The following is a 22778-nucleotide window of genomic DNA, read 5'->3' on the forward strand; positions in this document are numbered from 1 at the left end:
CGGCGTCGTCGGGGAGCTCTACGTCGCCGGATCCGGGGTGGCCGCGGGGTATGTCGGGCGGCCCGGGCTGACTGCGTCGCGGTTCGTCGCCTGCCCCTTCGGCGGGGCGGGCACGCGCATGTACCGCACCGGCGACCTGGTGCGCTGGAACGCCGACGGGCAACTGCAGTACTTCGGCCGCGCCGACGAGCAGGTCAAGGTTCGCGGCTACCGCATCGAGCTCGGCGAGATCCGGTCCGCGCTGGCCGGATTCGACGGCGTCGAGCAGGCCGTGGTCGTCGCCCGCGAAGACCGACCGGGCGACAAGCGCCTGGTCGGCTACATCACCGGCCGCGCCGACGCCGCCCTGGTTCGAAGCGCGCTGGCCGAACGGCTGCCCGCCTACATGGTCCCCGCCGCGGTGATGGCGCTCGACGCGCTTCCGTTGACCGCCAACGGCAAACTGGACACCCGCGCCCTGCCGGCGCCCGAATACACCGCCGGTGAATACCGCGCCCCGGAGACGCCCACCGAAGAGATCCTGGCCGGGATCTACGCCGAGATCCTGGACGCCGACCGGGTCGGCATCGACGACTCCTTCTTCGACCTCGGCGGCGACAGCATCTCCGCCATGCGGCTGATCGCCGCGATCAACGCGAGCCTGGACGCCGACCTCGCCGTCCGGGTGGTGTTCGAGGCGCCCACGATCGCCCAGCTGGCACCCCGGCTCGGCGAGGGCGGCAGCGGGCTGGAGCCCCTGACGCCCGGGCCGCGGCCGGCGATCGTCCCGCTGTCGTTCGCGCAGAACCGGCTGTGGTTCCTCGACCAATTGCAAGGCCCCTCAGCGGTGTACAACATGGCGGCCGCGCTGCGACTGGACGGTGCGCTCGACGCCGACGCGCTCGGCGCGGCCCTGGGCGACGTGGTCGCCCGCCACGAGAGCCTGCGCACCCTGTTCGCGGCGCCCGAGGGAACACCGCAGCAGGTGGTCATCCCGGCGGACAAGGCCGATTTCGGCTGGGAGGTTGTCGACGCCAGCGCCTGGTCGGCAGCCCAGCTGGAGGAGGCGATCGGCGCCACCGCGCGCTACACCTTCGACCTGGCCTCCCAAATCCCGTTGCGCGCGGAGCTATTCCGGCTCGGCGACGACCGGCACGTCCTGGTCGCCGTGGTGCACCACATCGCCGCCGACGGCATGTCCATCACCCCGCTGGTGCGCGACCTCGGGGTGGCGTACGCCGGCCGGGCCGCCGGCCGCGGCCCCGACTGGGCGCCGCTGCCGGTGCAATACGTCGACTACACGCTGTGGCAGCGCGCCCAATTCGGCGATCTGGACGACGGCAACAGCCGCATCGCCGCCCAGTTGTCGTACTGGGAAGACGCCCTGTCCGGGATGCCCGAACGCGTGCAGCTGCCCACCGACCGGCCCTACCCGCTGGTGGCCGACCAGCGCGGCGCCACCGTCGAAATCGATTGGCCCACCGAGCTGCAGCGGCGCGTCGGGGACGTGGCTCGCCGCCACAACGCCACCAGCTTCATGGTGATCCAGACCGCGCTGACCGTCCTGCTGTCCAAGATCGGCACCAATCCCGATGTGGCCGTGGGCTTCCCGATCGCCGGGCGGCGCGACCCCGCGCTCGACGAGCTGGTGGGCTTCTTCGTCAACACCCTGGTGCTGCGCGTCGAGGTGACCGCCGACCCCAGCTTCGCCGAGGTGCTCTCCCAGGTGCGCCAGCGCAGCCTGGCCGCTTACGAGCACCAGGACGTGCCGTTCGAGGTGCTGGTCGAGCGGCTCAACCCGGCGCGGAGCCTGAGCCATCACCCGCTCGTCCAGGTGATGTTGGCGTGGCAGAACTTCGCCGGACACGACGCCGGCCCCGCCGCCGGGCTCGCTCTGGGCGACGTCGACGTCACGCCGATACCGGTGGACACCCAGACCGCCCGGATGGACCTCACCTTCTCGCTGGGCGAACGCTGGGACGAGCGCGGCGAACCCGCCGGAATCGGCGGGACCGTCGAATTCCGCACCGACGTGTTCGACGAGGACAGCATCCGGGCGCTGATCGAGCGGCTGCGCCGGGTGCTGGTCGCGATGACCGACGACGCCGCACGGACGTTGTCCTCGGTCGACCTCCTCGACGACACCGAACACGCCCGGCTCGACGCATTCGGCAACCGCGCCGCGCTGAGCGCATCGACGGCCCAAACCGGTTCCATCCCAACGTTGTTCGCCGCACAGGTGGACCGGACCCCGGATGCCGTGGCGCTGGTCTGCGACGGCCGCTCGCTGACCTACCGCGAGCTGGACGAGGCGTCGAACCGGTTGGCGCACCTGCTGACCGGCCATGGCGCCGGTCCGGGACAGACTGTGGCACTGCTGTTTTCGCGGTCGGTCGAGGCGATCGTGGCGATCCTGGCGGTGCTCAAGTCCGGCGCGGCCTACCTGCCGATCGACCCGGCGCTGCCCGAGGCGCGGATCGGGTTCGTGCTCACCGACGCCGCGCCGATCGCCGCGATCACCACCGCCGACCTGAGCGACCGACTCGACGGCCACGACGTCAACGTCATCGATGTCAACGATCCCGCCGTCGACGCCTTGCCCGCCACCGCGTTGCCGGCGCCGGCACCGGAGCACCTCGCGTACCTGATCTACACCTCCGGCACCACCGGTGTGCCCAAAGGCGTTGCCGTCACCCATCGCAACGTCACCCAGCTGCTCGCGTCCGGGGACTCGGGACTGCCGCGCTCGGGCGTGTGGTCGCAGTGGCATTCGCTCGCGTTCGACGTCTCGGTGTGGGAGATTTTCGGCGCCTTACTGCACGGCGGCCGCCTCGTCGTGGTGCCCGAATCGGTGGCGCGCTCGCCGGAAGACCTGCACGCCCTGCTGGTGGCCGAACAGGTCAGCGTGCTCAGCCAAACCCCGTCCGCGGCGGGCGCACTGGCACCGCGGGGACTGGAGTCGGTCACCTTGGTGGTGGCGGGCGAGGCCTGCCCGTCCGAACTGGTCGACCGGTGGGCGCCGGGCCGCGCGATGATCAACGCCTACGGCCCCACCGAGGCCACGGTGTACGCGGCCATCAGCGCACCGCTGGAGGCCGACTCACCGGGCGTGGTGCCGATCGGCGCCCCGGTGCCCGGTGCGGCGGCGTTCGTGCTCGACGACTGGCTGCGGCCGGTGCCGCCGGGCGTGGTCGGCGAGCTGTACGTCGCCGGCGCCGGCGTGGCCTGCGGCTACTGGAAGCGGCCCGGCTTGACCGCGGCGCGCTTCGTGGCCTGCCCGTTCGGCGGTCCCGGATCGCGCATGTACCGCACCGGTGACCTGGTGCGCTGGCGCGCGGACGGGCAGCTGGACTACCTGGGCCGCGCCGACGAGCAGGTCAAGATCCGCGGCTACCGCATCGAGCTCGGCGAGGTGCGCGCGGCGCTGGCGTGGGTCGACGGCGTCGAGCAGGCGGTCGTGGTGGCCCGCGAGGACCGCCCCGGGGACAAGCGCCTGGTCGGTTACGTCACCGGCACCGCCGACCCGGCCGCGGTGCGCGCCGCGCTGGCCGAGCGGCTGCCGGGCTACATGATCCCGACGGCCGTCGTGGTGATGCAGGCCCTGCCGCTCACCCCCAACGGCAAGCTCGACACCCGCGCCCTGCCGGCGCCGGAGTACTCCCACGCCGACCGGTATCGCGCCCCCGACAACGCGATCGAAGAAATCCTGGCCGGAATCTACGCACAGGTGCTGGGCCTCGAACGCGTCGGCGTCGACGATTCCTTCTTCGACCTGGGCGGCGACAGCATCTCGTCGATGCAGGTGGTGACGCGGGCGCGCGCCGCCGGCCTGGTGTGCAAGACGCGCGACATCTTCGTCGAGCAAACCGTGGCCCGGCTGGCGCGGGTGGCCGAAGTCCTCGACGCCGCAACCGCGGTGGCCGACGAGGGCCTAGGGCCGGTCGAGGCCACCCCGATCATCCGCTGGCTGCAGGACGTGGCGAAGGCCGGGGGCGACGTCGCTGCGTTCAACCAGACCATGCTCGTGCAGGCACCCGCCGCGGTCACCGAGGACGACGTCGTCACGGTGCTGCAGGCCCTGCTGGACCGCCACGCGATGCTGCGGCTGCACGTCGACAACAAAGGCGCTCAAGCCGCCGCCGGCTGGTCGCTGACGGTGCCCGAGGCCGGCTCGGTGGATGCCCGCGCATGCCTGCACGCGGTGGACGAACTGTCCGAGGTCGCGGTCGTCGAGGCGCGGTCGCGGTTGAACCCGGCCGCCGGCGTGATGCTCAGCGCGGTGTGGGCGCGCGCCACCCGCCAACTGGTGGTGATCGTCCATCACCTGGCCGTCGACGGCGTATCGTGGCGAATCCTGTTGCAGGACTTGAACATCGCCTGGGCCCAGCATCACAGCGGGCAGCCCGTCGCGCTGCCGACCGTGGGCACCTCGTTCGCCCGTTGGTCGTCGCAGCTGGCCGAGCACGCGCACCATCCGGACGTGGTGGACCAGGCCGACACCTGGAAGCGGGTGGCGGCCACGCCCGCGGCGTTGCCCGCGGTGCGCCCCGACGTCGACACCTTCGCCACGGCCGGACACCTGTCCATGGAGCTCGACGCCGAGACCACGGGCATGCTGCTCGGCGACGTGCCCGCGGCGTTCCACGCCGGCGTGCAAGACATTCTGCTGATCGCGTTCGGGCTGGCGTGTGCGGAATTCTCCGGGCGGCGCGGCGCGCCGATCGGCATCGACGTCGAAGGCCACGGGCGCCACGAGGAACTAGGCCGCGACGTCGACCTGTCCCACACGGTGGGATGGTTCACCACCAAATACCCGATATCCCTTGCGATGCACGGTATTTCGTGGACGCAGGTGGCCGCAGGCGCCGACGCGCTGGGCGCGGTGCTCAAGGACGCCAAGGAGCAGTTGCGCGCCCTGCCTGACCCGCTGAGCTACGGGTTGCTGCGCTACCTCAACACCGAGGTCGACCTGGACGCCCCGGAGCCCCCGATCGGCTTCAACTACCTGGGACGCCAGGGCGGCTCGGCCGAGCTCACCGACGACATGTGGCGCCCCGACCCAGACGGCTGGACCGGCACCCGGGCGGCGACCGCGATACCGATGCCGTTGATGCACACCCTCGAGCTGAACGCGGTCACCGTCGATTCCGAGGCCGGACCGCGGCTGCACGCCAACTGGACTTGGGCGCCGTCCGCGCTGGGCGACGAGCAGATCACCCGGCTGGGCAGGTTGTGGTTCGAGGCCCTGGCCGGCATCTGCGCGCACGTCCGCGGCGGTGGCGGTGGACTGACCCCGTCCGACATCGCGCCCGCCCGGCTCACCCAGCCGCAGATCGATCAGCTTGCGCGCCAACACAATATCGCCGACGTGCTGGCGCTGACCCCGGTCCAGCAGGGGCTGCTCTTCCACGCCAACACCGCCCAGGCGAGCGACGACCTGTACGCCGGACAGCTGGACATCAACATCGCCGGCCCGCTCGACCCGGACCGGCTGCGCGACGCCGTGCAGACGATGATCGGCCGGCATCCCAACCTGGTGGCCCGCTTCTGCGACGACTACGACGAGCCCGTCCAGATCATCCCCGCCGACCCCGCCGCGGCCTGGCAGTACGTCGAGCTGGACACCGACCCCGACGCCGACGCGCAGATCCGGCGGCTCTGCGCCGCCGAGCGGGCCGCCGTCTGCGGTGATCTCGCCGGCCAACCCGCCTTCCGGGTGGCGCTGCTGCGCACCGCACCCGAGCGCTACCGGCTGGTGCTGACCAACCACCACATCGTGCTCGACGGCTGGTCGATGCCGATCCTGTTGGGGGAGATCTTCGCCGGCTACTACGGCCAGCGCCTCCCGGCGACGGCGCCCTACCGCGGCTTCGTCGACTGGCTGGCCGCGCGCGACGTCGACGCCGCCCGCGCCGCCTGGGCCGAGGTGTTCGCCGGCTTCGGCACCCCGACCCTGGTCGGCCCGCAGGACCGGACCGAGCTGGGGCGGCAGAGCGTGGAGTCGTTCGCGTTGCCCGCCGAGCTCAGCCAGTCCATCACCGAGCTGGCCCGCTCCTGCCACACCACCGTCAACACGGTGCTGCAGGCCGCGTTCGCGCAGCTGCTGTGCGCCCTGACCGGCCAAAGCGACGTCGTGTTCGGCACCACCGTGTCGGGCCGGCCCGCCGAGGTCGCCGGCGCGGAAAACATGGTCGGCCTGCTCATCAACACGGTGCCGGTGCGGGCGAACATCTCCGCCACAACCACCACCGCCGAGCTGCTCGACCAGCTGCAAGGCGCCTACAACCACACGCTGGACCACCAGCACCTGGGGCTCAACGAGATCCACCGCATCACCGGACAGGACCAGCTGTTCGACACCCTGTTCGCCTACGAGAACTATCCGATCGACGCCAGCGCGTTGTCGGCCGACCACGAGCTGGCCGTCACCGACATCACCACCCGGGAATCCACCCATTACCCGCTCACGGTGCAGGCCCAGCCCGGCAAGGAGTTGCGCCTGCAGGTCGAATACGACACCCACGTCTTCGACGCCGCACGCATCGCGACGCTGATTGAACGGCTGCAGCGGGTGCTGGTCGTGATGACGACCGACCCGTCGCGGCGCCTGTCGTCGATCGACCTGCTAGACGCCGCCGAACACGACCGGCTGGACGGCTGGGCCGACCGGGCGGTGCTCACCGAGCCCGCCACGCCGTCGTCCATCCCCGAGCTGTTCGCCGCGCAGGCCGCGCGCAGCCCGCGGGCGGCGGCGGTGACCTTCGAGGGCCGGTCGATGAGTTACCGGGAGCTCGACGAGAAGTCGAACCGGCTGGCGCACCTGCTGATCGACCGGGGGGTAGGCCCCGGCGAGTCCGTGGCGCTGCTGTTCGGCCGGTCGGCCGACGCGATCGTGGCCATCCTGGCGGTGCTCAAAACCGGCGCCGCGTACCTGCCGATCGACCCGGCGCTGCCGGCGGCCCGCATCGAGTTCATGCTCACCGACACCGCCCCGATGGCGGCGATCACCGTCGCGGCGCTGGCGGACAAGCTGCACGCCCACGACCTGATCGTCATTGACATCGACGACCGCGCCGTGGCGCGCCAGCCCCGCACCGCCCTCCCGGCGCCGGCGCCCGAACACGTCGCCCACATCATCTACACGTCGGGCACCACCGGTCTGCCCAAGGGCGTGGCGGTCAGCCACCACAACGTGACCCGGATGTTCGACGCGCAGGCCGTCGGCGTCGAGCTGTCACCCGAACAGGTGTGGACCCAGTTCCACTCGTACGCCTTCGACTACTCGGTGTGGGAGATCTGGGGCGCGCTGCTGCACGGCGGGCGGCTGGTCGTGGTGCCCGACTCGGTGGCCCGCTCACCCATGGAGTTCCACGCCCTGCTGGTCGCGGAGAAGGTCACGGTGTTGAGCCAGACCCCGTCGGCCGTGCGGATGCTCTCGCCGCAGGGCCTCGAATCCGCGGCGCTGGTGATCGGTGCCGAGCCCTGCCCACCCGAGCTGGTGGACCGCTGGGCGCCCGGCCGCACGATGGTCAACGTCTACGGCCCGACCGAGGCCACCATCTTCGCGTCGATGAGCACGCCGCTGTCCGCGGGCTCGGGGACGCCGCCGATCGGCTCGGCGGTGCCCGGGACCGCGCTCTTCGTCCTGGACGGCTGGTTGCGCCCGGTGGCCGCCGGGGTGATCGGTGAGTTGTATGTCGCCGGCCGCGGCGTCGGGTACGGGTACATGCGCCGGGCCGGGCTGACCGCGTCGCGGTTCGTGGCCTGCCCCTTCGGCGAACCGGGATCGCGCATGTACCGCAGCGGCGACCTGGTCTGCTGGGGACCGGACGGCCAGCTGCGGTACTTCGGCCGCGCCGACGAGCAGGTCAAGATCCGCGGCTACCGCATCGAAGTCGGGGAGGTGCGCTCGGCGCTGGCCGCGCTGGACGGCGTCGAGCAGGCGGTCGTCATCGCGCGCGAGGACCGGCCGGGCGACAAGCGCCTCGTCGGCTACATCACCGGCCCCGCGGATCCCGCCGAGGCCCGCGCTCAGCTGGCCGAGCGCCTGCCCGCCTACATGGTGCCGGTGGCGATCGTGGTGCTCGACGCCCTGCCGATGACGCTGAACGGCAAGCTCGACATCCGCGCCCTGCCGGCGCCGGAATACTCCGCGGCCGGGTATCGCTCGCCGACCACCCCCACCGAGGAGATCCTGGCCGGCATCTACGCCCACGTGCTCGGCGTCGACCGGGTCGGCGTCGACGACTCCTTCTTCGACCTCGGCGGCGACAGCATCTCGGCGATGCGGGTGATCGCGGCGGTCAACAGCGCCATGGACGTCGGCGTGCCGGTGCGCGTCATCTTCGAATCGCCCACCGTCGCGCAGCTGGCGCCGCGCATCGGCGAGGACACCGGCCGGCTCGACCCGCTGGTGGCGGGGGAGCGTCCGGCGGTGGTCCCGCTGTCCTTCGCGCAGAGCCGGCTGTGGTTCCTCGACCAGCTGCAGGGGCCGTCCCCGGTGTACAACATGGCGGCGGCCATGCGGATGCACGGACGCCTCGACGTCCCGGCGCTGGGAGCGGCGCTGGCCGACGTGGTGGCCCGCCACGAGAGCCTGCGCACGGTGTTCGCCGTGACCGGGGAAACGCCCCAGCAGGTGGTGATCCCGGTCGAGCAAGCCGATCTGAGCTGGCGGACCGTGAACGCCCGCGGCTGGTCGGCGAGCCGGCTGCGCGAGGCCATCGACGCCGCGGCCCGCGAAACCTTCGACCTGGCCACCCAGATCCCGTTGCGCGCAACGCTGTTCCGCCTCGCCGACGACGAACACGTGCTGGTGGCCGTGGTGCACCACATCGCCGCGGATGGCTGGTCGTTGCGGCCGCTGGTGCGCGACCTGGGCATGGCCTACGCCAGCCGCTGCGCCGGGCAGGCCCCCGACTGGGAGCCGCTGGCGGTGCAGTACGTCGACTACACGCTGTGGCAGCGCGCCCAGTTCGGCGAACTCGCCGACAGCGGCAGCCGCATCGCGGCGCAGCTGGCCTACTGGCAGGACGCGCTGGCCGGCATGCCGGAGCGGTTGGCGCTGCCCACCGACCGGCCCTACCCGCCGATCGCCGATCAGCGCGGGGCGGCCGTCGAGGTGGACTGGCCGGCCGACCTGCAGCAGCAGGTCGCCGGGCTGGCCCGCGAGTACAACTCGACCAGCTTCATGGTGGTGCAGGCCGCGCTGGCCGTGCTGCTGTCGAAGATCAGCGCCAGCACCGACGTCGCGGTCGGGTTCCCGATCGCCGGCCGGCGCGACCCCGCGCTCGACGACCTGGTCGGGTTCTTCGTCAACACCCTGGTGCTGCGGGTCGACCTGGCCGGCGACCCCAGCTTCACCGAGCTGCTGACCCGCGTCCGCGCCCGCAGCCTGGAGGCCTTCGAGCACCAGGACGTGCCGTTCGAGGTGCTGGTCGAGCGCGTCAACCCGACCCGCAGCCTCACGCACCACCCGCTGGTGCAGGTCATGCTGGCCTGGCAGAACTTCGCCGGCCAGGACAGCGATCCCGGCGCCGGGCTGGCCCTGGGTGACGTGCAGGTCACCTCGATACCGCTGGACACCCAGGTCGCCCGCATGGACCTGGTGTTCTCGCTGGCCGAGCGCTGGGGCGAGGACAACGAGCCCGCCGGGATCGGCGGTCGGGTGGAGTTCCGCACCGACGTGTTCGACGCGGCCACCATCGCGACGCTGATCGGGCGCCTGCAGCGGGTCCTCGAGGCGATGACGGCCGATCCCACCCGCGCGCTGTCGACGGTGGACCTGCTGGACCGCCGCGAGCATGCCCGCCTGGACGCCCTCGGCAACCGCGCGGTGCTCACCGCGCCCGCCGCCGCGGCCGCCTCGATCCCGGCGCTGTTCGCCGAGCAGGTCGCGCGCACCCCCGACGCGGTCGCGCTGCGCTGCGCCGGCCGCTCGTGGACCTATCGCGAGCTGGACGAGGCCGCCAGCCGGCTGGCCCACCGGCTGACCGGCTTCGGCGTCGGTCGCGGTGAGCGGGTGGCCCTGCTGTTCGGTCGTTCAGCCGAGGCGATCGTGGCCATCCTGGCCGTCCTGAAGACCGGTGCGGCCTATCTGCCGATCGACCCGGGGCTGCCGGCGGAGCGCATCGGCTTCATGCTGGCCGACGCCGCGCCGATGGTCGCGATCAGCACCGCCGAGCTGGCCGAGCGGCTGTACGGCCACCACGTCGCCGTCATCGACGTCGGTGATATCGACGATCCGGCGGCGCACTCCCAGCCCTCGGCCCCGTTGCCGGCGCCGAGCGCCGACGACATCGCCTACCTGATCTACACCTCCGGCACCACCGGTGTCCCCAAAGGCGTTGCGGTCACGCATGGCAACGTCGCCCGGCTGCTGGCCTCCGGTGATTCCGGCCTGCCGCGCGAGGGTGTCTGGTCGCAATGGCACTCGCTGGCCTTCGACGTCTCGGTCTGGGAGATCTTCGGCGCGCTGCTGCAGGGCGGGCGCCTGGTGGTCATCCCCGACTCGGTGGTCCGCTCGCCGGACGACTTCCACGCGCTGCTGGTCGCCGAACAGGTCACCGTGATCAGCCAGACCCCGTCCGCGGCGGACGTGTTGTCGCCCGACGGGCTGGACTCGGCGACGCTGGTGGTGGCGGGCGAGGCCTGCCCGACCGAGCTGGTCGACCGGTGGGCGCCGGGGCGCGCGATGATCAACGCCTACGGCCCGACCGAGGCGACGGTGTACGCCACGGTCAGCGCCCCCCTGCAGGCCGGATCGCCCACTACCGGGCCAGTGCCGATCGGTTCCCCGGTGCCGGCGGCCGGGCTGTTCGTGCTGGACGAATCCCTGCGGCCGGTCCCGCACGGCGTGGTCGGCGAACTCTACGTCGCCGGCGGCGGCGTCGCGGTCGGTTACTGGCGCCGCGCCGAGCTGACCGCGTCGCGCTTCGTGGCCTGCCCGTTCGGGGCGCCCGGGGCGCGCATGTACCGCACCGGTGACCTGGTGCGCTGGGGTGCGGACGGGCAGCTGCAGTACCTGGGCCGCGCCGACGAGCAGGTCAAGATCCGCGGCTACCGCATCGAACTCGGCGAGGTGCGCTCGGCGATCGCCGCGCTGGACGGCGTGGACCAGGCGGCCGTGATCGCCCGCGAGGACCGGCCGGGCGACAAGCGCCTGGTCGGCTACGTCACCGGGGGGGCGGACCCGGTCGAGGTCCGCGCCCGGCTGGCCGATCGCCTGCCGGCCTACATGGTCCCGGCGGCCATCGTGGCGCTCGACGCGCTGCCGCTGACACCAAACGGCAAGCTCGACGCGCGGGCCCTGCCGTCACCCGAGTACCGCGACGTCGACCGGTATCGCGCCCCCGCCACCCCGGTCGAGGAGACCCTGGCCGGCATCTACGCCCAGGTCCTGGGTGTCGACCGGGTCGGCGTCGACGACTCCTTCTTCGACCTCGGCGGCGACAGCATCTCCTCGATGCAGGTGGTGACCCGCGCGCGGGCGGCCGGCCTGGCGCTGCGCACCCGCGATATCTTCACCGAGCAGACCGTTTCCCGCCTGGCCCGGCTGGCCGGTGTCACCGACGGCGAGCACGGCGTGCTCGACGAGGGCGTCGGCGCCGTCGCCGCCACGCCGATCATCCGCTGGCTGCGCGGCGTGAACGGCCCGGTCGATCAGTTCAACCAGACGATAGTCCTGCAGGCGCCCGCCGGCGTCACCGAGGCCGACGTGGTGGCGGTGCTGCAGGCCCTGCTGGACCGGCACGCCATGCTGCGGCTGCGCGTCGACGACAGTTCAGGTGACGGGGCCGGGGAATGGTCGCTGCAGGTCCCCGAACCCGGTTCGGTCGACGCCGCCCAGCGGGTGCACGCGGTCGACGAGCTGTCGGACGCGGCGGTCATCGAGGCGCGGTCGCGGTTGAACCCGGCCGCCGGGGTGATGCTCAGCGCGCTGTGGGTGACCTCTTCGCGTCAGCTGGTGCTGATCATTCACCACCTGGCCGTGGACGGCGTGTCCTGGCGGGTGCTGCTCGAGGACCTCAACATCGCCTGGGGCCAGCATCACCACGGCCAGCCCGTCGCGCTGCCCGCCGGTGGCACCTCGTTCGCCCGATGGGCCAGGCTGCTGGCCGAGCACGCGCAGTCACCGGCCGTGGTCGACCAGGCCGAGGCCTGGCGCCGGGTCGCCGCCACCCCGTCCGCCCTGCCGGCGGTGCGGCCCGAGGTCGACACCTACGAGACCGCCGAGAACATGTCGGCGACGCTCGACGCGAAGACCACCCGCACGCTGCTCGGCGAGGCGCCGGCCGCATTCCACGCCGGCGTCAACGACATCCTGCTGGTCGGGTTCGCGCTGGCCTGGGCCGAATTCCTGGGCAGCCGCCTTGCTGAAGGCACCCCCATCGGCATCGACGTCGAGGGCCACGGCCGCCACGAGGAACTGGCCGCCGGGGTGGACCTGTCGCGCACCGTCGGGTGGTTCACCACCAAGTACCCGGTGGCGCTCGACGTCGGCGGGCTGTCCTGGTCGCAGGTCACCTCCGGCGCGCCGATACTCGGCTCGCTGGTCAAGGAGGCCAAGGAGCAGCTGCGCGCGCTGCCCGATCCGCTCACCTACGGCCTGCTGCGCTACCTGAACGCCGACGTCGACCTGGACGCCGCCGACCCGACGATCGGGTTCAACTACCTGGGCCGGCTGGGCGGCGCGGCGGCCGAGCTCTCCGACGAGCTGTGGCGAATCAGCCCGGACGGGTCGTCGGCCACCGCCACCAGCACCGCGGTGCCCATGCCGCTGATGCACACCGTCGGCCTGAACGCCGGCACCGTGGACACCGCCGAGGGACCGCAGCTGCACGCCACCTGGACGTGGGCGGCCTCGGCGCTGGACCGCGACCAGGTCGCCCGGCTGAGCCGGCTGTGGTTCGAGGCCCTGGCCGGCATCTGCGCGCACGTGCGCCACGGCGGCGGCGGGCTGACCCCGTCGGACATCGCGCCCGCGCGGCTGAACCAGCAGCAGATCGAGCGGCTCGAGCGGCGCCAGCGGATCGCCGACGTGCTCCCGCTGACCCCGCTGCAGCAGGGGCTGCTCTTCCACACCGGCTCCAGGCGGGACGACCGGGGCCAGCGGGAAGACCACCTGTACGCGGTGCAGCTGGACCTCACGCTGACCGGCCCGCTCGACGGGGACCGGCTGCGCGATGCCATGCACACCGTGGTCGGCCGGCACCCGCACCTTGTGGCCCGGTTCTGCGAGGAGTTCGACGAGCCGGTCCAGATCATCCCGGCCAACCCCGCGCTGGCCTGGCGCTCCCTCGAGATCAGGCCCAACGGCAGCGAGCCCGAAGAGCGGATCCAGCGCCTGTGCGCCGACGAGCGCGCCGCGGTCTACGACCTGGCCGACCAGCCGCCCGTCCGCGCCGCCCTGATCAGCACGGGTGACGACCGGCACCGGCTGGTGCTCACCATGCACCACATCGTGCTCGACGGCTGGTCGGTGCCGATCCTGCTGAACGAAACGTTCGCCTGCTACACCGGCCAGCGGCTGCCGGCGCCCGCGCCGTACCGCCGGTTCGTCACCTGGCTGGCCGAGCGTGACCTCGACGCCGCCCGCGCCGCCTGGCGCGAACTGCTCGACGGGTTCGACACCCCGACGCTGGTCGGGCCGCCGCAACAGCGGGAACCCGGCGGCCGCGGCGTCCGGGCGTTCGCGCTGTCCGAGGACACCACCCGGGCGCTCGGCGAGTTGGCCCGCTCCAGCCACACCACGGTCAGCACCGTGCTGCAGGCCGCGTGGGCGCAGCTGCTGGCCTGGCTGACCGGCCAGCACGACGTCGCCTTCGGCACCACCGTGTCGGGCCGGCCAGCCGAGGTCCTCGGCGCCGAATCGATGGTGGGTCTGATGATCAACACCGTCCCGGTGCGCGCCAACATGACGGCGGCGACCACCACGACCGAGCTGCTCGGCCAGCTGCAACGCGGCCACGCGGACACGCTCGACCACCAGCACCTGGCGCTTAGCGAGCTGCACCGGATCGCCGGGCACGAGAAGCTCTTCGACACCCTGTTCGCCTACGAGAACTATCCGCTGGACACCTCGGCGATGGCGGTCGACCACGACCTGGCGATCGCCCACGTCGACATGTTCGAGCGCAACCACTACCCGCTGACGATGCAGGCCGCCCTGTCCAGCCAGGAACTCGGCCTGCGGGTCGAGTACGACACCGGCGTCTTCGACACGCAGACCATCGACGGGCTGCGCGACCGGCTGGAGCGGGTGCTGCTCGCGATGACCGCCGACCCGGGCCGGCCCCTGTCGGCGGTGGACCTGCTCGGCACGCCCGAGCACGCCCGCCTCGACGAGATCGGCAACCGGGCGGCGCTGACCCGGCCGGTGCCCGCGCTGCCGTCGATCCCCGCGCTGTTCGACGCCCAGGTCGCCGACCGGCCCGACGCCGCGGCGATCAGCTGGGGCGGCACGTCGATGACCTACCGCGAACTCGACAAGGCCGCCAACCGGTTGGCGCGCCTGCTCGCCGAGCAGGGCGCGGGCCCGGGAGAGTCTGTCGCGCTGCTGTTCTCGCGGTCGGCGCAGGCGATCGTGGCCATCCTGGCGGTGCTCAAGACCGGGGCGGCGTATCTGCCGATCGACCCCGCGGCGCCGGGCACCCGGATCCGCTTCATGCTCGACGACGCCGCGCCGGTCGCCGCCGTCACCACCGGGGGACTGCGGTCGCGGCTCAACGGCTCCGACCTGACGGTCATCGACATCGAGGACCCCCGGATCGAGGACCGCGCGGCCACGCCGCTACCGGCGGTCGCGGCCGACGGCATCGCCTACGTCATCTACACCTCGGGCACCACCGGCGTCCCCAAGGGCGTGGCGATCACCCACCGCAACGTGACCCAGCTGCTGCAAACCCTGGACGCGGGCCTGCCGCGGGTGGGCGTGTGGACGCAGAGCCACTCGTACGCCTTCGACGTGTCGGTCTGGGAGATCTTCGGCGCGCTGCTGCGCGGCGGCCGGCTCGTCGTGGTGCCCGAGTCCGTGGCCCGCTCGCCGAAGGACTACCACGCCCTGCTGGTCGACGCGGAGGTCACCGTGTTGACGCAGACCCCGTCGGCGGTGGCGATGCTGTCGCCCGAGGGATTGGAGTCGGTGGCCCTCGCGGTGGTCGGCGAGGCGTGCCCCGCCGAGGTCGTGGATCGCTGGGCGCCCGGCCGGGTGATGGTCAACGCGTACGGACCGACCGAGACCACCATGTGCGTGGCGATCAGCGCCCCGCTGACGCGGGGATCCGGCACGCCGCCGATCGGCTTGCCGGTGGACGGCGCGGCCCTGTTCGTGCTCGACCCGTGGTTGCGGCCGGTGCCCGCCGGTGTCGTCGGCGAGCTGTACGTGGCCGGGGACGGGGTGGCCGCCGGGTACGTCGGCCGGGCCGGGCTGACCGCGTCGCGGTTCGTGGCGTGCCCCTTCGGGGCGCCCGGGGCGCGCATGTATCGGACCGGGGACCTGGTCTGCTGGGGCGACTCCGGCTCCGGCGCGGGCCAGCTGCGCTATCTGGGCCGCGCCGACGAGCAGGTCAAGATCCGCGGCTACCGCATCGAACTCGGCGAAGTCCACGCCGCGCTGGCCGCGCTGGACGACGTCGACCAGGCCGTGGTGATCGCCCGCGAGGACCAGCCGGGCGTCAAGCGGCTGGTGGGCTACATCACCGGAACGGCCGACCCGGGCGAGGCGCGCACCGCGCTGGCCGAGCGGCTGCCCGTCTACATGGTGCCGGCCGCGGTGGTCGCCCTGGACGCGCTGCCGTTGACCCCCAACGGCAAACTCGACGTCCGCGCCCTGCCGGCGGCGCAGTACACCGGCAGCGGATACCGGGCCCCGTCCACCGCCACCGAGCGGGCCGTGGCCGACAACTACGCCAAGGTGCTCGGCGTGGAGCGCGTCGGCGTCGACGACTCCTTCTTCGACCTGGGCGGCGACAGCATCTCGGCGATGCGCGTGGTCGCCGCGATCAACGCCGGCCTCGGCGTTGACGTGGGGGTCCGCGCCTTGTTCGACGCGCCCACCGTCAGGGCGCTGAGTCAGCGGCTGCAGTGCGGGGCGACGGACGCCGACGACGTCGTCCCCGTGCAGACCCTGCGTGAGGGGTCCGGGGTGCCGCTGTTCTGCATCCACCCGGCCGGCGGGGTGAGTTGGCCGTATCAGGCGCTTGGCGCGCACGTGGACTGCACGATCTTCGGCATCCAGCAAACACCGCGGGACGACGGCGCCGCGCCGCGGTCCGTCCGCGAACTGGCCGAGGTCTACGCCGACCGGATCCAGGACGTCTACCCCGACGGGCCCTACCACCTGCTGGGCTGGTCGTTCGGCGGGGTCGTCGCCCACGAGATCGCGATCGAGCTGCAGCGCCGCGGGCGCGTGGTCGGACGCCTGATCCTGCTCGACGCTCAACCCAGCATCGACGACGGGATCGCCCTGCCGGAGCACGCCCTGGGCGAGCAGCAGGTGCTCGACGACGTCCTGCGGGCCTACAACCTCAGCGTCGACGCGCACACCGGCCCGCCCACCGACGAGCAGCTGGCGGAACTGTTGCGCGAGTCGGGCATCGCGGACCTATCGCGGCACCGGCGGCTCGTCGGGCTACTGCTCGGCAACCTCAACCGCAACATCGAGCTGTACCGGCTGCACGAGCCCCGGCTGTTCGACGGTGACATCTGCGTGTTCTCCGCGGTGCGGGACCAGGGCGATCGCAGTTCGCTGCTGGTCCGCTCCTGGGAGCCCTACGCCTCGGGCGACGTTCTCACCCACCCGGTGGACTGCACGCACAACGAGATGCTCACCCCCGACTCGGTCGAGAGGTACGGGCCGCAACTGCGGCACCTGGTCCGCGCGGAACGTCGCCGCGAGCTGGCCCCGCACGAACGGCCGAACGCGGCCGCCGGCAACGACGAGCCGCCCGCCAACTCATGATCGTCGTCGGTTCGCCGCGCCGGTGCGACCGAGTTCACACGTCGGTCGATCACGGTGATCACGACGGGTCGGGCGCGCCCGCAGGGGCGGTGGTGCAGCGCTTTTGGCGGAGCTCACGCGCGCGTCGATCCGGGCAACGGTAGGGTCGAAGACGTGTGCGGAGTCACCGGGGAGGTACGACTCGACGGGCAGGCGCCCGACGTAGCGGCGGTCTCAGCGATGGCCGCGGTGCTGACACCACGGGGCCCGGACGCGGGCGGCGCCTGGTCGCAGGGCCGGGTCGCGCTCGGCCACCGTCGCCTGAAAATCATCGACCTGACCGAAGCCGGCGCCCAGCCGATGGTCGACTCGGAGCTGGGCCTGTCGCTGGCCTGGAACGGCTGCATCTACAACTACAAGGAGTTGCGGCAAGAGCTCAGCGGGTACGGCTACCGCTTCTTCTCGCACAGCGACACCGAAGTCCTGATCAAGGCCTACCACCGGTGGGGCGATGACTTCGTCAGCCATCTGTTCGGCATGTTCGCCTTCGCCGTCGTCGAACGCGACAGCGGGCGGGTGCTGCTCGGGCGCGACCGGCTGGGCATCAAGCCGCTGTATCTGACCGAGGACGGTCACCGGGTCCGGTTCGCGTCGACGTTGCCGGCCCTGCTGGCCGGCGGCGGCGTGGACACCCGGATCGACCCGGTCGCCCTGCACCACTACATGAGTTTCCACTCGGTGGTGCCCGCGCCGAACACCATCCTGCGCGGCGTCCGCAAGGTGCCGCCCGCCTCGCTGGTCGCCATCGAGCCCGACGGCAGGCGCACCGTCACCACCTACTGGGCGCCCGACTTCACCCGGCACGCCGACCGCGCGGAGTGGTCGGAGCGCGACTGGGAAGATGCCGTGCTGTCCACGCTGCGCCTGGCGGTCAAGCGCCGCCTGGTCGCCGACGTGCCGGTCGGTTGCCTGCTGTCCGGCGGCGTGGACTCCAGCCTGATCGTGGGCCTGCTGACCGAGGCCGGTCAGCACGGGTTGTCGACGTTCTCCATCGGCTTCGAGTCGGCGGGCGGCGTCAAGGGCGACGAATTCCAGTACTCCGACATCGTGGCCCAGCGCTTCGAGACCGACCACCACCAGATCCGCATCGACTCCGACCGCATGCTGCCCGCGCTGGACGGGGCGATCGGCGCGATGAGCGAGCCGATGGTCAGCCACGACTGCGTGGCCTTCTACCTGCTCAGCCAGGAAGTGGCGCGCCACGTCAAGGTCGTGCAGTCCGGGCAGGGCGCCGACGAGGTGTTCGCCGGCTACCACTGGTATCCGCCGATGGGCGATCCGGCCGCCGCCACCCTGGACGGCGCCGTGGCCCAGTACCGCGGCGCCTTCTTCGACCGCGACGCGGCCGGGGTGCAGGCGCTGGTCGGATCGGGCATCGTCGCGCCGGGCGACCCCAGCCTGCGGTTCGTCACCGAGCACTTCGCGCAGGCCGGCGCCGAGACCGGCATCGACCGCGCGCTGCGGCTCGACACCACGGTGATGCTGATCGACGACCCGGTGAAGCGGGTGGACAACATGACGATGGCGTGGGGGCTCGAGGGCCGGGTGCCGTTCCTCGACCACGAGTTGGTCGAGCTGGCCGCGACCTGCCCGCCGGAACTCAAGGTCGCCCACGAAGGCAAGGGAGTCCTGAAACAGGCTGCGCGACGGGTGATTCCGTCGGAGGTCATCGACCGCCCCAAGGGCTACTTCCCGGTCCCGGCGCTGACGCACCTCGAAGGCCCCTACCTCGAGATGGTCCGCGACGCCCTCTACGCGCCCACCGCCAAGGAACGCGGCCTGTTCAACACCGATGCGGTCGACGCGCTGCTGGCCAATCCCAACGGCAAGCTGACCCCGCTGCGCGGTAACGAGCTCTGGCAGATCGCGCTGCTCGAGCTGTGGCTGCAGCGCCACGGTGTCACCGGTCCGGTCGCATGACGATGGTCGATCCGTCCGGCGGCCACGACCACACCGAGGCGATCACGCTCGGCCTGCACGACGCGTCGCCGCCCGAGTTGGTCGATGCGATGGCCAAAGATGTCGAGCTCGAATTGGGTTGGGGCCGACTGATTTTCGGGCAGACCTTCGCCAATTCCCAAGAATTGGTCGAGGCGCTGCGCCGCGAGGGGCCCGGCCGGCGCGACATCTGCATCTACGCCCGCGAATCCCACGTGGTGGTCGCCGAGGCGCCCACCGAGCTCTTCATCGACCCCAGCCACACCTACCGGCTGCGTTTCACGCCGGAGACCAAGAACCTGGCGCCGGCGCCGCTGGGCGTGACGGTGCGCACGCTCAACGACCCGATCGACGCCGACGCCATGAACCGCGTCTACGTGCGCTGCGGCATGGTCCCGGCCGGGGTCGACGTCATCTGGGACAACCACCAGAACGTGCCGGCGGTGAAGTATCTGCTCGCGGTGCGCGACGAGGACGGCGCGGTGGTCGGCACGGTCACCGGCGTCGATCACGAGTTGTTGTTCAACGACCCGGAGGAGGGGTCGAGCCTGTGGACCCTGGCGGTCGACCCGGCCGCCGGGCTGCCCGGCGTCGGCGGCGCCCTCACCAAGGCGCTGGCCGAGCACTTCCGCAGCGCGGGCCGCGCCTACATGGATCTGTCGGTGGCGCACGACAACGCCGCCGCCATCGGCCTCTACGAAAAACTCGGTTTCCGCCGCGTGCCGGTGTTGGCCATCAAGCGCAAGAACGCGATCAACGAGCCGCTGTTCAGCCCGCCGCCCGAGACGGTCGATGACCTCAACCCCTACGCCCGGATCATCGCCGACGAGGCGCTGCGCCGCGGGATCTGGGTGGAGGTGCTCGACGCCGAGACGGGCGAGATGCGTCTGACCCACGGCGGCCGCAGCGTCATCACCCGCGAGTCGCTGTCGGAGTACACCTCGGCGGTGGCGATGTGCCGGTGCGACGACAAGCGGCTGACACGGCGCCTGGTCTCCGAGGCCGGCATCACCGTGCCGCGGGCGCGGCTGGCCACCTTCGACGAGGGCGATTTCGCCTTCCTCAAGGAGGTCGGCGAGGTCGTCGTCAAACCGACGCGCGGCGAGCAGGGCAAAGGCATCACCGTCGGGGTGGTGGCGGAAAACGGCCCCGACGACCTCAGCTCCGCGCTGGCGCGGGCCCGCCAGCAATACCCGGACGTGCTCATCGAACAGCGGGTCACCGGCGACGACCTTCGGTTGGTGGTGATCGACGGCCGCGTGGTGGCCGCCGCGCTGCGGATGCCTCCCGAGGTCATCGGCACAGGGGAGCACAGCGTGCGGGACCTGATCGCGGCCGAAAGCCGGCGGCGCTCGGCGGCCACCGGCGGCGAGTCCCGCATCCCGCTCGACGACCTCACCGAGTCGACGGTCGCCGAGGCCGGCTGGAAGCTGGACGACGTGCTGCCCCAGGGCACCCGGCTACGGGTGCGCCGCACCGCCAACCTGCATCAGGGCGGCACCATCCACGACGTCACCGCGCACGTGAACAGCGAACTGTGCCGCGTGGCGGTGACGGCCGCCGAGGCCATCGGCATCCCGGTGACCGGCATCGACCTGCTGGTGCCCGACGTCACGGGCGCCGAGTACGCCTTCATCGAAGCCAACGAGCGCCCGGGCCTGGCCAACCACGAACCGCAGCCCACCGCCGCGGCCTTCATCGACTTCCTCTTCCCCGGCCACCCCGGCCAGCCGCAGGCCTGGACCCCCGAGGAGTCCCGCTCCGACCGCGGCTGACGCCGACGGGCGCGGCGCCGTTTCCGAGAGCGCGCGCAGGGCTAGCGACGGGCGCGGGTGGGTAAGTCTCTCCTCAACCCAGAACGGAGACCGCATGAATGCGAGCGCGCAAACCAAGACCATCTCGACGCATGTGCCGGCGCGGCTGGACCGGCTGCCGTGGTCGCGGTTTCACTGGCACGTCGTCGTCGGCCTGGGCGGCGTGTGGGTGCTCGACGGGCTCGAGGTCACCATGGTGGGCAACGTCTCGGCCCGGTTGATGGAGCACAACAGCGGCATCGCGCTCAACCCCGCGCAGATCGGCATGGCGGCCGCGATCTACATCGCCGGCGCGTGTTCGGGGGCCCTGTTCTTCGGCCACCTGACCGACCGATTCGGCCGCCGCAACCTGTTCATCCTCACCCTGGCCATCTATTTGGTGGCCACGGTCGCGACCGCGTTCGCGTTCGCGCCGTGGTACTTCTTCCTGACCCGCTTTTTCACCGGCTCGGGCATCGGGGGCGAATACGCCGCCATCAATTCGGCGATCGACGAGTTGATCCCGGCGCGGGTGCGCGGGCGGGTGGACCTGGTGATCAACGGAACCTATTGGCTGGGTTCGGCCGCCGGGGCGGGCGGCGCGCTGATCCTGTTGAACACCTCGAACTTCCCGCCCAACATCGGCTGGCGGCTCGCCTTCGGAATCGGCGCCATCCTCGGCATTTTCGTGCTGCTGGTGCGGCGCAATGTCCCGGAGAGCCCGCGCTGGCTGTTCATCCACGGCCGCGAGGAGGAGGCCGAGCAGATCGTCGGCGAGATCGAGGAGGCGGTCCAGCACGAGACCGGCCAACCGCTGCCCGAACCGCAGGGCAAGGCGCTGCGGATCCGTCAGCGCACCGCGATTTCGTTCCGGGAGATCGCCGCCGTGGCGTTCAAGCTCTATCCGCGCCGCGCGATCCTCGGGCTGGCGCTGTTCATCGGGCAGGCGTTCCTCTACAACGGCGTCACGTTCAACCTCGGGACGCTGCTCAGCCAGTTCTACGCGGTGCCCTCGGGCATGGTGCCGGTGTTCTTCGTGCTGTGGGCCCTGAGCAATTTCGCCGGCCCGCTGGTGCTCGGGCACCTGTTCGACACCGTCGGCCGCAAACCGATGATCACGCTGACGTACATCGGTTCGGCCGTCGCGGTGGTGGCGCTGGCGCTGGTGTTTCTCACCCGGGCCGGCGGCGTCTGGGCGTTCATCGGCGTGCTGATCGTCGCGTTCTTCCTGGCCTCGGCGGGCGCCAGCGCGGCGTACCTGACGGTCAGCGAGATCTTCCCGATGGAGACCAGGGCGCTGGCGATCGCCTTCTTCTACGCGATGGGCACGGCGATCGGCGGTATCACCGGGCCGTTGCTGTTCGGTCAGCTGATCAACTCGGGCATGCGCACCGAGGTCGTGTGGTCATTCCTCATCGGGGCGGCCGTGATGGCGGCCGCGGGCCTGGTCGAGCTGTGGCTGGGCATCGCCGCCGAGCGGCGCCCGCTCGAAGAGCTGGCATTGCCGTTGACCGTGGAAGACGCCGACCGTCAAGAGGATTCGGAGCCGGCGGCGGACTGAGCCGCGGCGGATCAGCCGTACGCGTCCCACCATGTGTGCAGGTCTTCGACGGTGGCCGGGTCGCCGCTGACGTCGCTGAGCATCAGTCGGGCGTCGTTGGACCAGATCACGTTGGGGTGGTTGTTGTAGGTGCCGCACGCGATCAGGCCGGCCATGTCGTTGGGAGTCTCGTCGTAGTGCCAGCTGACGGGTGAGCGTCCCTCGCCGGGGCAGTTCACCAGGCTGATGTTGCCGATGTCGTCGGTGAAGGCCCGTTTCAGCCGGTCCGGCGTTCCGAACAGTCCGTAGGTAGCCCGGGTCGGGCCCCCGGGCTGGCTGTTCTGTCCGCAGGTCACCACGGCCACCGCGGTCACCCAGATGCTGCCGGACTCCGGAGTGGCCGCGTGCAGGCGCCGGGCAGGTAGCCGGGCGGCAGCAGGCTGATCAGCCGCGCCTGCTCACCGCTCGGTGCGGCGGTGGACGGCGGCGCGGTCTTGCCCGAGGTGGCCCGGCGCTGCGGCTGGCTGGT

General features: G+C 71.9%; 5 protein-coding genes (1 of these 5 running past the window's edge). 4 read left to right on the forward strand and 1 reads right to left on the reverse strand.

All coding sequences use genetic code 11. The features are described 5' to 3' along the window. From DQP57_RS14580 to DQP57_RS14595, 4 genes are all read left to right on the forward strand, one after another. On the forward strand, positions 1 to 16939 hold the 3' portion of the coding sequence (locus DQP57_RS14580) for a non-ribosomal peptide synthase/polyketide synthase (protein WP_112633616.1). It extends 14387 nt beyond the left edge of the window; only the last 16939 of its 31326 coding nucleotides appear in the window; its start codon lies beyond the left edge, outside the window; it ends in the stop codon at positions 16937 to 16939. A gap of 153 nt (positions 16940 to 17092) precedes the next feature. Further along, positions 17093 to 18898: an N-acetylglutaminylglutamine amidotransferase gene (locus DQP57_RS14585; protein ID WP_112633617.1), complete on the forward strand. Its 1806-nt coding sequence runs from the start codon at positions 17093 to 17095 to the stop codon at positions 18896 to 18898. Beyond that, complete coding sequence (ngg, locus tag DQP57_RS14590; RefSeq protein WP_112633618.1) at positions 18895 to 20691, forward strand: N-acetylglutaminylglutamine synthetase; 1797 nt, start codon at positions 18895 to 18897, stop codon at positions 20689 to 20691. Before DQP57_RS14585 ends, ngg begins: the two co-directional genes overlap by 4 nt. A 94-nt stretch (positions 20692 to 20785) precedes the next feature. After that, the gene (locus DQP57_RS14595; protein ID WP_112633619.1) at positions 20786 to 22270 is read left to right on the forward strand and encodes an MFS transporter; all 1485 of its coding nucleotides are present in this window, start codon (positions 20786 to 20788) and stop codon (positions 22268 to 22270) included. Between the two features lie 11 nt (positions 22271 to 22281). Here the strand turns inward: DQP57_RS14595 and DQP57_RS14600 are convergent, their stop codons facing one another. Further along, positions 22282 to 22623 (reverse strand): hypothetical protein, encoded by a 342-nt coding sequence (locus DQP57_RS14600; RefSeq protein WP_205869133.1) that lies wholly within the window; start codon positions 22621 to 22623, stop codon positions 22282 to 22284. Positions 22624 to 22778: the final 155 nt, after the last annotated feature.

The sequence above is a fragment of the Mycobacterium colombiense genome, from assembly GCF_003284935.1.
GTDB lineage: Bacteria > Actinomycetota > Actinomycetes > Mycobacteriales > Mycobacteriaceae > Mycobacterium > Mycobacterium arosiense_A.

What these genes read in the sequence shown, in the direction of transcription:
- ngg (WP_112633618.1), top strand. Translation starts at nt 18,895, where the DNA reads ATGACGATGGTCGATCCGTCCGGCGGCCACGACCACACCGAGGCGATC.
- DQP57_RS14595 (WP_112633619.1), top strand. Translation starts at nt 20,786, where the DNA reads ATGAATGCGAGCGCGCAAACCAAGACCATCTCGACGCATGTGCCGGCG.